Origin of the sequence: Cohnella sp. GCM10012308, from assembly GCF_042649185.1 — a bacterium.
Taxonomy (GTDB): Bacteria; Bacillota; Bacilli; order Paenibacillales; family Paenibacillaceae; genus Cohnella.
Map to the genome: position 1 here is coordinate 63,875 of NZ_JBHRYU010000016.1, position 13,644 is coordinate 77,518.

A 13,644-nucleotide genomic window follows, 5' to 3' on the forward strand; every position below is an offset into this window, starting at 1 on the left:
AAAATTGCAAAAAGGATGAAGCTTCGGCTTCATCCTTCCGTTTTCCTATATGCGTTTTTCTATGCGTTTCCCAAATGCGTTTTCCTATCTGCATCCATTTGCCGTGCTTGTCTATGGACGCAAGCACATGCTTGCCAACGCGCGCGCAGCGGCGCTTTTCGCATTACTCACGCCATTTCTCGCCAATTCGCGCAAGGGTTCCTCGGCAGCCGTAAATTGCTCCGCACCTAAGCGTTCGCAGGCCCTTTCCTGCACGTACATATCTTCATCCTCGAGCAATGTGAGCAACTGCGCCAGATCTGCCTTGGGTGTCAGTCCTACGATTGCAAAGGCTGTCTGGCAGCGGATGTCCTCTTGCTCCTCCTGCTTCCATAATGGCCACAGCTGATCCACCGTTGCTCTGTCCCGATCCAGCTGTTCTCCCGGACTGTCTTCCGGAGCCGGATAATCGAAGGTCCAGTCGCGCCACTCCCCCTCCGGATCTGCATCCATCCGTTCCAGCAGCGAGATGACGCTGCGCCAGCGCGGCGTCAAGTCCGTCTCCTCATGAGACATCGCGACTAGTTTCCCGGCAAGCGGCCCGCTGCGATAAATCGCTATGTAATCGCCCCCGCTATTTTCCCATAACGGCAAAATGTCTCGATAAACCGGGATAGACGCGATCTTCTCCAGCAGCTGACCTTGTTCCTGTACCGACATCCACCGCATATCGTATTCCGTTCCAAGCTGTTTTTCCGCATGCCGCTCCAGTGCGTGCAGCTCCGGTTCAGGCATCCGGATGCCAAGCGACGACAGCCATTCCTTCAATTCCATGATTGCTCCCTCCTTGTCTCTACCTATATTAAACCAAAATAATCCACACGAAAGCCGAAATTGCGATTCGCCGGGCATCCGCAGCAAATTGCATTTCTTCGCCCTATGCGTTACTATTTTTACATCGACAAATTTGCAGGTTTAAATAAGGAGGAAGCCCCGCCGATGTGCCCGCGTACCAAAGAACAAAATGAGCGCATTCGCATGCAGCGCAAGGAACAGATTCTCGAAGTTGCCGCGCGTGCCTATTTCCGCACGGGCGGCAGCTTTGACGTTCGCGACGTCGCCCGCGAGGCTGAGCTCGGGTACGGAACGGTTTACCATTATTATCCCAATCGTCATTTATTGATTGAAGACGTGCTGGACAGCGGCTTTGAGCGAAGCGGGCAGGCGTTGGAAGAATGGATGGACATTTACGGAGACAGCACCGATGGAAGTCCATTGTTGGCTTATTGCCAAGCGCTGCTTCGGTTATGGCAGGCGGACGCCCGCGCCTATCTCGTCTACAAAATGGCGGCCGAGCACTATGCAGGCTTGCCTGAGAAAGATCGGAACGCCGCCAAGAGACGATTCCGGGAGCAACTGTACAATCCGCTTCAAGCGATCGCCCGGCGTGATGACGACAGCATTGACCACATGCTTGCCGTCCTGGTCGGCTGCTGCGGACTGCACTACTATGCGGGAAATTCGGAGCTGGATGTCGATCGTATCGCCCGGCTCGCGATGCAAGCTATTACAAAGGAGTCCTGAGACGACCATGATCATTTTAAAAAGCAAAAACGAAATCGAAGCGATCCGCAAAGCCTGCCAAGTGGTGGCCGAATGCCATCGCGCGATCGCCCCGCTTATTCAACCGGGCATCAAGACGAGCGAAATCGAGCGTTTATTCGAGGAAATCATTTTGAAGCACGGCGCCAAGCCATTTACGAAGGGGTACAAAGGCTATCAATATACGACTTGCGCCTCTGTCAACGATGTGATCGCGCATGGATTTCCCAGCGACAAGCCGCTCGAGGAAGGCGATATCGTGACGATCGATACAGTGGCCGAGCTCGATGGCTGGCTTGGCGACTCGGCCTGGACCTATGCGGTCGGTAAGATCTCCCCGACAGCCGACAAGCTGATGCGCGTCACGAAGGAATGTCTCGACCTCGGCATTGAGCTGGCGCAGCCCGGCAATCGGCTCGGCGATATGACGAGCGCGATCCAGCGGCATGCCGAGTCCAACGGCTTCGGCGTGGTGCGCGATCTCCTCGCCCATGGCATTGGCCGAGACCTGCACGAGGATCCGAATTATCCGCATGTCGGCAAGCCCGGCAAAGGGCCTCGCATCAAAGAAGGCATGGTATTCACGATCGAGCCCATGATTACCGAAGGCACGTACCACATGTCAATCGACGAGGACGGATGGACCGCACGGACGCTGGACCGCAAGCTCGCCGCCCAATACGAGCATACGATCGCGATCACTGCGGAAGGACCGCAAATTTTGACCGCGCAATAACTGTCTTATTCACAAAATTTCAATGTATCCTTCTGTTCCATTCACGCGAATCCGTTGCCCGTCCTTGATCAGTCTGGTTGCATTTTCCACGCCGACAACGGCGGGCAAGCCATATTCGCGCGCGATTACGGCACCATGGGTCATCAGGCCGCCTACCTCGGTAACCAGGCCTTTAATGGATATGAATAGCGGTGTCCAACCAGGATCGGTAAAGGAAGTGACGAGTATATCTCCTTCCTCCAGATGGGCATTTTCGATATTTAAAAGGACACGCGCTCTTCCTTCTATGACGCCCGAAGAAACAGGCAGGCCTATTAGTGCTTGAGCCGGCATATTTTCTCGTTGATACGCGCCAGTAATGATCTCGCCTTCAGAGGTTATGACGCGCGGGGGCGTTAGTTTTTCGAAAAATCGGTAATCCTCTTTGCGTTTGTCAATGATCTGTTGATCCAGTTTGTTGGTGCGTGCGACTTCTTGAAGATCTTCTAAAGCGAGGTCGAACACATCTTCTTTGGCACGGAAGACACCGGCTTGAACGAGTCGTTCCGCCTCTTTCAGAATGGCTTGCTTGTATACGAAGTAGCGACTAATCATGCCGTATTTCGGATATTCCCTGTAACCAATGAAGTTCCGGACTAGGTCGATCTTTTGCTTCGCTTCCAGCGCTTTTTGCTCGCCGTCCGGCAGTTGCCTCAATCGGTTCAGCAGTTCTCGTTCTTTTTCGAGCGCCTCCTGGCGCCCCTGCTCGAATTTTTGCTTGCCGGCATTCGGTCCTAAGTTTTGGATGTGACCCAGAATCATGGGAACAAGAGCGAGCGGTTTTTCGCTCCAGCGGGTTCTCGTAATATCGATTTCTCCGGGGCAGCGCATTCCGTATTTGGCGAGATAATCGCGGATCGCCTCACGGGCCACTTTCCCTCCGTTGAAATGAACGATTTCCTCCAGAAAGTCATCCGCTTCCGTATGCTGTAAATAATGAATGACTTCCGGATAGGGGCGAATCTGATCCGCGACATCCAGTAGCGCCAGACCCATTTCCGAAGTAATATTATTCGGTACCGATTGAGAGAGCGTATCGACCGCATTTATTTCGCCCAACCACGCATTCATGCGATCATTGATCCAAGCTGAAGCATTCATGGCAGCCATAAACAAAGCCGTACTCTGAGGATCGAACAAAATCTTCTTTAATTCCCGGATGTCCTCCAAAATAAAATCGAATAGCGCCGGTCCCGATTTCGTCTGAATGTTCTGCTTCAGCTCTTCAATCGATGCTTGGTTACGCATGATTAACTCAGAAACGATTGCGGGATCGTACTCGATCGGTGCAGGCACGTCGGTATCAACTCTTTTCGGAGTCGACACCGAGGGATCATGAGGCAACAATGCGATAAACTCTCGGTCTATGATTGTTCTGACCGCACCCGATATCAAGGGATCGGAATCCAGCACTTTTAACATAGCTTCCCGGCCTGCAAGGGTAGTCAGCCTGGGGGCAATATCGACAAACAACCTTCCACCGGCTTGGCGCATAGGTGCAGGCGTAATCAATAGGTAAAGAGACAAGCCCAACGGCTTTATGGGATCTGTCATCATCTGTTGATGGCCGACGGATAAATAAACGTGATTTTCTTCATCGTTCGCTTCGGGGATCGGGAATAAAGTCGTGATCGGCCGACTCTGGACGATATAAAATATGTCGTCAACCAGACACCATTCGATATCCTGCGGGCAACCAAAGTGAGCTTCGATCTGTCTTCCGATGCTTGCCAGCCGTAAGATTTGCTGATCTGCAAGGGTTTGAGACTGTTGCCGATCTGTATCGATCGGTTTCTTCTCCGTTCCTCCCTCCGCGTTTCCGTAGAGCGCCCATTTTTTGTTCTCAACTCTTTTCTCGACGATCTCCCCTTCCCTCACTTTATAACAATCCGGAGTGACCAGACCGGAGACCAACGCTTCTCCCAGTCCAAAGCCGGCATCGATGGACAGTAATTTTCGGTTAGAAGTTAAGGGATCGGCGGTAAATAAAATACCCGAGGCTTGAGGGGAAACCATCCTTTGAACGATAACGGACAAGTACACTTGCCTGTGATCGTATCCATGCTGCATACGGTAAATAACCGCGCGCTCCGCGAACAAGGAAGCCCAACATTGTTTGATATGCCGTAAAATCGATTCTAGGCCGACGATATTCAGATAAGTATCTTGCTGGCCGGCAAACGAAGCATGCGGCAAATCCTCGGCCGTCGCGCTGGAACGCACGGCATAAGCATGTCCTTCGCCGAATTGGGAGAGATAGCTTGCTACCGCTTGCTCAACTTCGACGGGGAATTCTGCTCCCAGAATGGTTTGGCGGATTGTGCCGCTGATGTCGCCAATTTGCTCCCGATCCTTTATTTTAAGTCTCGATAACTGATTCAATAACTCTTGATAGCATTCGTTATTTTCGACGGCCGATCGATAACCGACTGTAGTTACGCAGAATCCTTCCGGCACTTGAATTTCTGGTATTCTCGAAAGTTCTCCTAAGTTCATTCCTTTTCCGCCGACAAGCCCAAGCTGCCTGCGATCCATCTCGTTAAAATCGAGCGCCCAAGTATTCATTCAACTTCTCTCCTCTACTTAACTTGAATTGAGAAAACATTTGACAATAACTGAGCGGCGGGTTATAATTAAATTATAAGATGTTCTATTTTTGCCAACTTACCAAAAATATTCTCGATCCAATTTTAACATGATGCCCAATTGGGCGCAATAAGAAGAACCTGGAGCGTTTATCCAGGTTCTTTTAGTTACATTAGATGTATAGAATTGACTAGATTCGGCTTGATTTTGACTAGCTTCGGCGGCGATTCGTCACGGACTGCGCACTTTCGGCTTGACGAAGCTTTGCGATGTTTTGCAGGTCGAAAAGCCTGCATTTGTACATGAATTTTTCACCTTCTCGCGACACTCCATCCAATTCCTGCATATGCGCAGGTTTTTCCGGAGCTTAGGCTCAAATTCTAGATTATAGAGGGAAATACCTGCATTTTCGCATCTTTTGTGTCCAAAAGAAGCGGCTTTGACGTAAACAGATGTATATATGCAGGCATTTCATTTCGGCAAAAGAACGACGTTAGTGACGAATGTCCACCCCTGCCGAGCGGTTTGCTCCCGACTGGAGCATCTTCCAGGCCTACCATTGCCCCTTATCCTTCATGCTTCGCCAAATAAAATTGCACGATCGCCACCGTCACAAGAAAAATGAGCACGTAAATTCCGATTTTAACCCACAGTTTGGATTTTCCCTTTTCACGGCTTTTTGGTGTCGTATACTTCATGACCATCGCACGGATCGCGTCTTTCCCCGCCAAGTATCGCTTCGGTATGAGATGTCCGGCATTGCTGGCGATGAACAGATAGATTCCTTTTTTATTCATGATAACCTTCTGCACGTCCGGCCATAGAACCTTGGAGGTTGTGGACTCGGATGCCATATGAAATCCTTCCGGCGTAAATTCGTAAATTTTCTTTTCCTGCAAAAACTTGTTTTGATAGCTGCGGACCGCGCTTCGGTAGAGCGTAATGGGAAACAAGGCGCTGAAGATTACAAAGAACAAGCTGAAAGCATAGGAGCCGAATGGCTTTCCCTGAGAGATTTGGAAAATAGCATAGGCAAGAAACAGGACGCCCATAGAGGCAATGATCCAAATGCCCCCGTTTCGCTTCATGTACGAAAAATTAAAATCTACGACATCACGACTCGTAAGCTGCATCTCGATTTTTTCGTATTCCTCCATCTAAACGCTCCTCGATTAATATAATTGAAGACGATTTGGTACATTTAGGTGAATTGCAAAATGCTGTATGTAAGTTAAGTTTGTTCGTTAGCAATCAAATCGGAATGTAGACTCAGAAAAGCGCGGCGAGCGCAACCGATAACCCGCCGCTTTTTTTGTCCTGACGAGTCCTGCCGCCCCTTCTATAGCCGCTTGTTTTTCTTCTCATCGATATAAATATCCAGTGCCGTAATGCCCCGCGTCGCAAGCTTGATAAACAAATAGAGACTGTACAGCCCTAATAAAATAAATAATCCGTAGACAATAATTAAGATCGTGGGGAGCAGCTCGAATCCGGAATCCACTTCCATCGTACACCTCTGTTTTCATTGTGATGGCTTAACACAATGATAACCTTAAAACCCAAATATGGGGAGGACTTTTTGTCCTCCCCAAAGTTTTACATGCTATTTGTTAAAAGATAGTCGGCACCATGCCCCCGTCCATTCGGATCGGCGAGCCTTTGAACGCGGAGGCATACGGACTGCAGACGAATGCGGCCAACCGACCGATCTCCATCGGGCGTATAAAACGCGCAATTTCAGATTGCGGTAAATTTTTTGACACAAAATCCTTCTCTTTTTCCTCGAAAGTCATCTTTTTATCCGGATAAAAGCCTTCGATGATCGCTCGCACGTTCTCTGAAAGCGTCGGTCCCGGGAGGATCGTATTTACCGTGACTTCCATACCCTTGGTCAGCTTGGACAAGCTTCTGGCTAAGGACAGGAGCATCGACTTGGTCACGGCATAATGAGGCATCTGCCCCGAAGGCATCACGGCTTCCTCGCTCGCGATAAATAGAATGCGTCCAAAATTTTGTTTGATCATGGCGGGTAAATAAAATTGGGTCAGCCTGTTGGCGGCCAGCACGTTGGTGCGAATGTATTTCTCCCATACGGCATCGTCCAGGTCGTCATAGGACATGAGCTCGTAAACGCCCATGCTATTGACCAATATATCGACATGTGGGAATTTCTCGAGCAAAGCATCTCTTTGTTCTACGTCCACGAAATCCGCAGTCGCCTTCCGAGGCTTGGTCTCAGGGAATTTGGTCTGAATCTCATTTACCGTAAGCGCTACTTCGGCATCGTTCCTGCCATTTATTAGAACATGAACGCCCTCTTTTGCAAGTTCAACGGCAATCGCTTTGCCGATCCCCCTGCTTGAACCCGTTACTAATGCGGTTTTGTTTCTCAATTCCAGCTCCATCTGTCCCTACTCCTTATTCTGAAGATAGGGATCATGATAGCGCGTTTGACCTTGGCGGTAACTAGCGCGTTGCGTCAAAGTTCTTGCGCCGCGCGCCAATTCGCCGGCGTCGTGCCTTCCCAGGAACGGAACGCGCGATGAAACGAATTGGGGTCCTCGAATCCGACGAGGAAAGCGACCTCTTTAATCTCTCGCGAGGGGTCTGCTAAAAAAGCGAGTGCCTGCGCATGTCTGGTGTCTGCCAGCAGCTGCTTGAAGCTCGCTCCCTCTTCCGTCAAGCGGCGCTGCAAGGTGCGATCGCTCAGCCCCAAAGTTTGGGCTATGCTCTGTATGTCGATCCTCCCCTGCGATAGGCAGCGTACAAGAATCCATTTCACCTTATCGCTTAATTTTTGATTGCTCTGCAGCTCAGTCAACGAACGATCCAGGGCCGGCGTCAGAATATCGAGAAGCTCTTCATTGTAGGAGGCAAACGGGAGATCCAGATCGCTGCGGCGCAGCGTAAGCCGATTGACGTCCGCGCCAACCTGAACCGGGCAACCGAAGAAACTTTCCAGAACGACAGTATCGCCCATTTCGCCGACAAACGAAACCGATTGAGCCGTTAGCGGCAGGTTCGTTCCGCGGCGGCCCAGCTCCAGAAGATAGGCAAGCGTCGTACCGACCATAATCGAGGGGCCAGGCTGCGTCGCATGCGCCCATTCCAGATCGATAAGGCCATGATCGTCTGTTTCTCGCATGCGCAAGTGCTCGGGCGGACACATCTGTTTGTACCGCGTCATTCGCGTTAACGCATCCCGATAATCCCGGGCATGGAAGGTCGATAAAGCGGCCGGCGGATATTGCGCCGTCTCGAAGGCGGTGGCCAACCTGACGATTCCGGCGGCGGTATCGCCGACGAGCTCTGCGTACGACTGCCAGATCGCGTAATATTGAGCGGTCGTGACGACCGGTTCATTCATCATGGATAGCGGCAAACAGCATTTGCGCAAGATGTCATGAGGGGCGATCCCTATTCGGCGCATGCTGGCCCAAAAGCCTGGTGCGAGCTTCACTCGGTCAGTGGCGATTGCGTTCAAACTCAATACCTCCCGAGACAATGTAAAATGGAAATGGCCCACGGCGTCCGTGGACCATAAGTTCTATTGATTATAACTTAAGTATGGCGAAGTTGCCTATCCTGTTCTTTGTTGCATGGGAGCCAAAAAAGTCCATCGCACGCATTAGTGTTACGGTTTATCTATTCCGTTTATCTTCTCAAAGTAAGGGGCGATCATGGCGGCGAGTCGCTCGAATTCCTGCTGCTCCTTCTTATTCAATTTATCCTCATGGTTAATCTTGTTTTCATCTGTCATTTTCAGCTTTAGTTGCATCAACTGCTTGGATAACGTTGTATAATCCTTGAATTCGTCTTCCGTGAGTTTGCCTTTTGCAGCCTGCAGCATTTGCTCAATTTGCTGGTAGTCCTCCCTTGCGCCTCCGCGCTATTCAATGTCACCAGAAGAGCCAAAGATATGGTCCGCCAGATAGGATGATGCGTATACGACAGACGGAAACAGGATTGCTGCCGTCACAATGCCCGCATGCATCCTTTTTTTTCATTCGAGTTCCCCCCCCAGCTCATGCTGCAATTCTGAATGCAGCACGGCTTGATCCTGCGATAGACGAGAAAAGAAACCGTCCGATAAACATCTTGGTTAGTCGCCTGATAGAAAAGCTGAAACGCAGGCTCTTCGCCAGATACTGCCTTTTCAAGCCAATGAACCAACTCTTTATCATTCATGGGGGGCCCTCCCTGACTGTTACAACCCATCATTCGCTCTTAGCTTGAAAAAGGTTCAGTAATAGACGGGTTCATCAGCTAACTTGTATCCTCCTGCCTTTATGAACGGAAACCGCACAAAAAACCGTCAAGGAAGATCGAAGATCACCCTGACGGTCATATTAGGCTTGGCGGAGCTCCGAACCTCGACTCGCGCGGAACCCCTATCGATGGAACTTTCGACAGTCGTTCCGTTGATCAGGCCGACAGCCATGTCGGTGTCGCGGCCGTTCGTCACCCGCGCCCTTCCACTGCGTAAAGCCTGCAAATATACATCCTTTTTGCCGATGTCGACCCTTTTGAGAGAGAAAGATGCAAATACATCTTTTTTCTTCCATCAGGCCGATTCCCAGCTTTTGCTTTGCATTTACCTGCATATTTGCAGGTATTTCCTCAAGTGGTGCGAGTCGGCAGAAAATACATGTACAAATGCAGGCTTTTTGAGTTCACCCAACATCCGAAAAGGACCGGTACGCCGAAAGCAGGCTGCTGCTGCTTCTTCCTCTCCCCCGTCCGCGATTCGCGGCGCCCGAGTCTGGAAGGAAAGCGGAAGGAAAGTAAGCACGCAAGGACATTGGCCCCAATGAAAGCTTCGGCAACTCGATAAAACTAACGCCCCTGCCTCATCTCGTAAAGCTTGACGGCCAGATGAAGCTGCAGCCGGTCGTTCACCTTTTCCGGGTCGAGCCCGAGCAGATCGTAGACGCGTTCGATGCGGTAAGCGACCGTGTTGTAGTGCGAGAAAAGCGCCTCCGCCGTCAGCTTGCCGTTCTCGTTGTGCTGCAAGTAGCATTGGAGCGTTTTGAGCAGCTGCGTATTGTGCTTGCCGTCGTAGTCAAGGATGGGCTTGACGATGCGGTCGAGAAATTCAAGGACCTGCTCGGACTCGGGAAGCATATACAGCAGTTGATAAACGCCTAGCTGATTATAGCGGATTTGGGCGTCGCGGATGCCGCAGATCGAGCTGATAAAATGGATTTTGCGCGCTTGCTCGCAGCTTCGTCTGACCTCGTCCGCCGCGTCGACGGGATCGCCGACGCAGAAGGAGACGTCCGCTTTGGATTCCAGCCCGAGCAGGCGGGTGAGCCGATAAAGACATTTCTCCAGCTGCTGGTTCAGATGCTCTGCCGTCTCGTGCGAGACGAGAAGCGCCATATGTCCGTCGAGCTGCGTTCCCCAAATGCCGTCCCGTTCCGTGCTGAACCGGCGGAATTGCTTGATCGCCTTGGACAGAAGCTTCGGATTGGCATGCCTGTCCGGGAGCTTGACATAAATAGCGCTGTAGGCGCCTTCGCGAGCTATGCGGCATCCGCAAGCGTCCGCCCTCGCTTGGATGTCCTGCCGGGTGACGATGCGTCCGGTAAGCCAGTCCTGCAAAAATTGGTCGACGTACTTGGACTCGACCTCGCGTCTGGCGTGAAGATTGGACAATTCCAGGCTGACCAGCACCCCGATTCGATCCATGGTCAGCTTATCCGCATCATCGAGCTCCCGGTTCCATTCGAGCAGCAGCATGCTACATTCGTTGTCCTTGCCGTCCTCGTTCGAGATATACACCCGTATCCGGCGTTCGTTAACGGTCATGAAGCTGACGCCCAGCTCGATATCGTGGCACAACCTGGCCCATTCCTGCGAATCTTCGTTTCCCGGGAACAATGCCTTGGCCATGGGCGAAAAGTAAAGCTGGTTGGAGCCGTCCATCAGGACGACGGGGTTCAACAGCGTCTCGTCCAGCTCGCCGAGAAAGTCGTCGATTCCCCCGCCGTGCAGCAGCTTCTTCGACAGCTTCTGGTATCTGAATTGAAGCAGCGTGAGATGCCTCGCTTCCTGGACCAGCACCCGTTCCATGACCTCGCGGACCACATCGGAAAAAGATGTCGGGAGCGGCAGCTCGATGAGCGGAATGTCGTATTGATTCGCCATCTCCAGCACGGCAATCGGAATATCCTCGATATACCTTTTCGTTTTGATACCGAGCGCGGCCACGCCACGCTCCGCGAGCTGCGGGATCATCTCCGCGATTCGGTCCGGATCGTCGCGAAACGGAAAGCCGCTGGTCACGAGAAACTCGCCGGGCCGCACCCAATCGATCACGTCCGGCACTTCCATGACGTTGACCCGATTGACCGCCCGATCCATTCCCTTGTGACCCGCGAGTACGATAGCGCCTTGCAGATTCGGAATCAGCAGCAGATCGCGGCATGTAAAGGCCAACGTATCGTTAATCATAGTCCAAGCTTATCGGTATAGGTGTCTTCGACGAGGTGCGTGTTAAAGTAGGTATTCTTAGGTACATCGGCCTCTACGGGCAGAAAAATGCTGATTTGCTCGCTCGGAGAATCTCCGACGCAGGCGACGGAATGCACGACCCCTGCCGGCACGTGGAACGTATCTCCCGCTTTGTACAATGTCCAGTTTCCGTCGCGCAGCAGCTTGACCTCGCCGGCGGTAATATGAATAATCTCCGCGACGTCATGGTAGTGAGGAAGAACGGCGCCGCCAACCCCGATTTTCTCCCACAGCACCGAACTGACGCGTACGCCGAGTTCGTCCGCATGCGAGGCATTCACGATCTCCCGGTGATACAGGTGCCAGTGGTTGGGCATCAAGCCCCATTCCATTTCGGCTCCGACGATAACCTTCGTTTCTTCCGCTTTGATCATGTTGTCGCGCTCCTTCACGGTCTCTTGTTTATTTTCGGTCAAACGTTCCTCCAGCTCCCGGCGGCCGTGACGTCTTCCGCAGCCGCATCTGCCGACGCGTACGCTTCGCATACGAACCCGGGCACCTCGGTGCCGTCCGCCAGCTCGATCTTGCCGATTCCGAGCGGCGCGGGAATAAGCGCGGCAAACCGGCCGAACGTTTCCAGCGGCATCTCCCAAATTTCCAGCTCGATGGACGATCCGCCCTGCTCTTGCTTGACGAGTCCCGGTTTGGCGGGAGAGGTCGGCAGTTTGTAAAGCTTGTATTTGGAAGCCGTCTTCTCTTCCTTGACGAACGCGGCGCCGTGATCCTTCATTTGCCGCTCGAGCGGGAAACCTCTCATATGCAATCCGCACACGGCTACAGGTGTCGTGATCGGCAGTTCGTCAAGGAATCCGGCCGAAGGCCGCTGAGTCTCCTCCGAAGGGTAAGCCCACCGATCGGCGAGCAGCGCCAGCATTTCTTCTCCGCCCGACGACGCGAACAGCGTAATGCCGAAAGGCACATCCGGCGCGGCTTCTCCCGCCGGAACGGCAATGGCGCAGAGGTCTAGCAGATTGCAGTGATTCGTCCAGCGCCCCATATCGCTATTCGTTCGGACCGGGTCGTTCCTGACCTCTTCGCGGAACCACGTACCGCCGGCCGTCGGCAGCAGGAGCACGGCGTGCTCGAGCAGCTTGGCCGCTTCAAACTTCAACGACTGGATCCGGTGCATGGCCGTAAAAACCGCAGCCGCATCGTGTCGATCTCCCGAACCGGATCGCAGCACCTGCTCCGTCACGGGGAACGTAACGCCGGGATGCGTCTCGACGAACTCGCCCAAAGCCGACCAACGCTCGGCCACCCACGGCCCGTCGTAAAGGACGGCAGCGGCTTCCGAGAACACCGTATAATCGATCGTTTGCACCTCGATGCCAAGCTGCGACGCCTTCTCCTCCGCTCGTTGCCAAGCCGCCTCGTACTCCGAAGCATAAGAGCCGAAAAACGGCCAGTCTCCGGCGGGAAGCAAAATGCGCCGCGGCAGCTCGGACGGCTGTCTAGCGATCGTTCGGGACCAGGGATCCGAGGCGTCCTGTCCGCGTACGACCCGGTCGACGCGCATCGCGTCTGCGAGATCATGCGCGAACACCGTCACGCAGTCGAGGCTCCGGCATGCCGGAACGACGCCGCGCGTCGGCCACGCGCCAAGGCTTGGCTTCAAGCCGACCAAGCCGTTCAGCGCGGCAGGCACGCGTCCCGATCCCGCGGTGTCGGTGCCGAGCGAGAACGCGGCATGTCCGCGCGCCACGGCGACGGCCGATCCGGAGCTGGAGCCGCCGCTGATCAGCTCGGGCTTCAGCGCGTTGTGCGTCTCGCCGTAAGGGCTTCTCGTTCCCACGAGCCCGGTCGCGAATTGGTCCAGGTTCGTTTTGCCGAGCGGTATCGCTCCCGCTTCGGTCAGCCGCGCGACAACGGAAGCGTGCGCGTCCGGCGTATAAGCATATTCAGGACAGCCTGCCGTCGTGGGGATATCCGCGAGGTCGATATTATCCTTAATAGCAAACGGGATTCCCCACAGAGGCGCGGATTGGTCCAATGTATCCAGCCGATTCAGATAAGGCTCGAGCGCTTCCTTCTCAGGAGGCGCGATCCATATATTCAAGTCACGGTCTGCGCGAGCGCGACGGATGATCTCTTCTACGACGTCGCGCGGCGTAAGTTCGCCGGCCGCGTACTGTTCCCGCAGCCAGGCTGCGGTCATTCGAAGGGGGAAATCTGCGGCAGTCATGGTC

At 53.2% G+C, this 13,644-nt stretch carries 12 protein-coding genes and 1 pseudogene; 2 read left to right on the forward strand and 11 right to left on the reverse strand.

Annotated elements, in window-relative coordinates:
• Positions 1 to 111: 111 nt before the first annotated feature.
• A complete protein-coding gene (locus ACFOTD_RS17965; protein ID WP_378121132.1) occupies positions 112 to 813 on the reverse strand; it encodes a hypothetical protein in 702 nt (233 codons plus the stop codon).
• Between the two features lie 60 nt (positions 814 to 873).
• Here ACFOTD_RS17965 and ACFOTD_RS17970 point away from each other — a divergent pair, with 60 nt between their 5' ends.
• Together ACFOTD_RS17970 and map are read left to right on the forward strand one after the other, a co-directional pair.
• Positions 874 to 1,563 (forward strand): TetR/AcrR family transcriptional regulator, encoded by a 690-nt coding sequence (locus ACFOTD_RS17970; protein ID WP_378121134.1) that lies wholly within the window; start codon positions 874 to 876, stop codon positions 1,561 to 1,563.
• Positions 1,564 to 1,570: 7 nt separating this feature from the next.
• The gene (gene map, locus ACFOTD_RS17975; RefSeq protein WP_378121136.1) at positions 1,571 to 2,317 is read left to right on the forward strand and encodes a type I methionyl aminopeptidase; all 747 of its coding nucleotides are present in this window, start codon (positions 1,571 to 1,573) and stop codon (positions 2,315 to 2,317) included.
• A gap of 9 nt (positions 2,318 to 2,326) precedes the next feature.
• Here the strand turns inward: map and ppsA are convergent, their stop codons facing one another.
• The 10 genes and pseudogenes from ppsA to atzF all read right to left on the reverse strand — a co-directional run bounded on the left by ppsA (position 2,327) and on the right by atzF (position 13,640).
• Positions 2,327 to 4,921 carry a phosphoenolpyruvate synthase gene (gene ppsA, locus ACFOTD_RS17980; protein ID WP_378121138.1) on the reverse strand — a complete coding sequence of 865 codons (2,595 nt, stop codon included), beginning with the start codon at positions 4,919 to 4,921 and terminating at the stop codon, positions 2,327 to 2,329.
• A gap of 587 nt (positions 4,922 to 5,508) precedes the next feature.
• Entirely contained in the window at positions 5,509 to 6,099 is a 591-nt protein-coding gene (locus ACFOTD_RS17985; protein ID WP_378121140.1) for a YcxB family protein, read from the reverse strand.
• A gap of 182 nt (positions 6,100 to 6,281) precedes the next feature.
• Positions 6,282 to 6,449 (reverse strand): hypothetical protein, encoded by a 168-nt coding sequence (locus ACFOTD_RS17990; RefSeq protein ID WP_378121141.1) that lies wholly within the window; start codon positions 6,447 to 6,449, stop codon positions 6,282 to 6,284.
• A gap of 103 nt (positions 6,450 to 6,552) precedes the next feature.
• A complete protein-coding gene (locus ACFOTD_RS17995) occupies positions 6,553 to 7,347 on the reverse strand; it encodes an SDR family NAD(P)-dependent oxidoreductase (RefSeq protein WP_378121143.1) in 795 nt (264 codons plus the stop codon).
• 74 nt (positions 7,348 to 7,421) lie between these two features.
• Entirely contained in the window at positions 7,422 to 8,426 is a 1,005-nt protein-coding gene (locus ACFOTD_RS18000) for a helix-turn-helix transcriptional regulator (protein WP_378121145.1), read from the reverse strand.
• Between the two features lie 150 nt (positions 8,427 to 8,576).
• A pseudogene (locus tag ACFOTD_RS18005) lies at positions 8,577 to 8,804 on the reverse strand (DUF3600 domain-containing protein); the annotation flags it as partial.
• A gap of 113 nt (positions 8,805 to 8,917) precedes the next feature.
• Positions 8,918 to 9,130, reverse strand: a complete 213-nt coding sequence (locus ACFOTD_RS18010; protein ID WP_378121147.1) for a hypothetical protein — start codon at positions 9,128 to 9,130, stop codon at positions 8,918 to 8,920.
• A gap of 648 nt (positions 9,131 to 9,778) precedes the next feature.
• A complete protein-coding gene (locus tag ACFOTD_RS18015; protein WP_378121149.1) occupies positions 9,779 to 11,398 on the reverse strand; it encodes a PucR family transcriptional regulator in 1,620 nt (539 codons plus the stop codon).
• On the reverse strand, positions 11,395 to 11,874 hold the full coding sequence (locus tag ACFOTD_RS18020; RefSeq protein ID WP_378121151.1) for a cupin domain-containing protein: 480 nt from the start codon (positions 11,872 to 11,874) through the stop codon (positions 11,395 to 11,397). Before ACFOTD_RS18020 ends, ACFOTD_RS18015 begins: the two co-directional genes overlap by 4 nt.
• Positions 11,871 to 13,640, reverse strand: coding sequence for an allophanate hydrolase (atzF, locus tag ACFOTD_RS18025; RefSeq protein WP_378121153.1), 1,770 nt, complete (start codon positions 13,638 to 13,640; stop codon positions 11,871 to 11,873). Before atzF ends, ACFOTD_RS18020 begins: the two co-directional genes overlap by 4 nt.
• Between the last annotated feature and the right edge of the window lie 4 nt (positions 13,641 to 13,644).

Excerpts from the sequence above, each read along its gene's own strand:
- ACFOTD_RS17990 (WP_378121141.1), bottom strand. The coding sequence starts at position 6,449 with ATGGAAGTGGATTCCGGATTCGAGCTGCTCCCCACGATCTTAATTATT.
- ACFOTD_RS18015 (WP_378121149.1), bottom strand. The coding sequence starts at position 11,398 with ATGATTAACGATACGTTGGCCTTTACATGCCGCGATCTGCTGCTGATT.
- ppsA (WP_378121138.1), bottom strand. The coding sequence starts at position 4,921 with ATGAATACTTGGGCGCTCGATTTTAACGAGATGGATCGCAGGCAGCTT.
- ACFOTD_RS17985 (WP_378121140.1), bottom strand. The coding sequence starts at position 6,099 with ATGGAGGAATACGAAAAAATCGAGATGCAGCTTACGAGTCGTGATGTC.
- ACFOTD_RS17995 (WP_378121143.1), bottom strand. The coding sequence starts at position 7,347 with ATGGAGCTGGAATTGAGAAACAAAACCGCATTAGTAACGGGTTCAAGC.
- ACFOTD_RS17965 (WP_378121132.1), bottom strand. The coding sequence starts at position 813 with ATGGAATTGAAGGAATGGCTGTCGTCGCTTGGCATCCGGATGCCTGAA.
- map (WP_378121136.1), top strand. The coding sequence starts at position 1,571 with ATGATCATTTTAAAAAGCAAAAACGAAATCGAAGCGATCCGCAAAGCC.
- atzF (WP_378121153.1), bottom strand. The coding sequence starts at position 13,640 with ATGACTGCCGCAGATTTCCCCCTTCGAATGACCGCAGCCTGGCTGCGG.
- ACFOTD_RS18010 (WP_378121147.1), bottom strand. The coding sequence starts at position 9,130 with ATGAATGATAAAGAGTTGGTTCATTGGCTTGAAAAGGCAGTATCTGGC.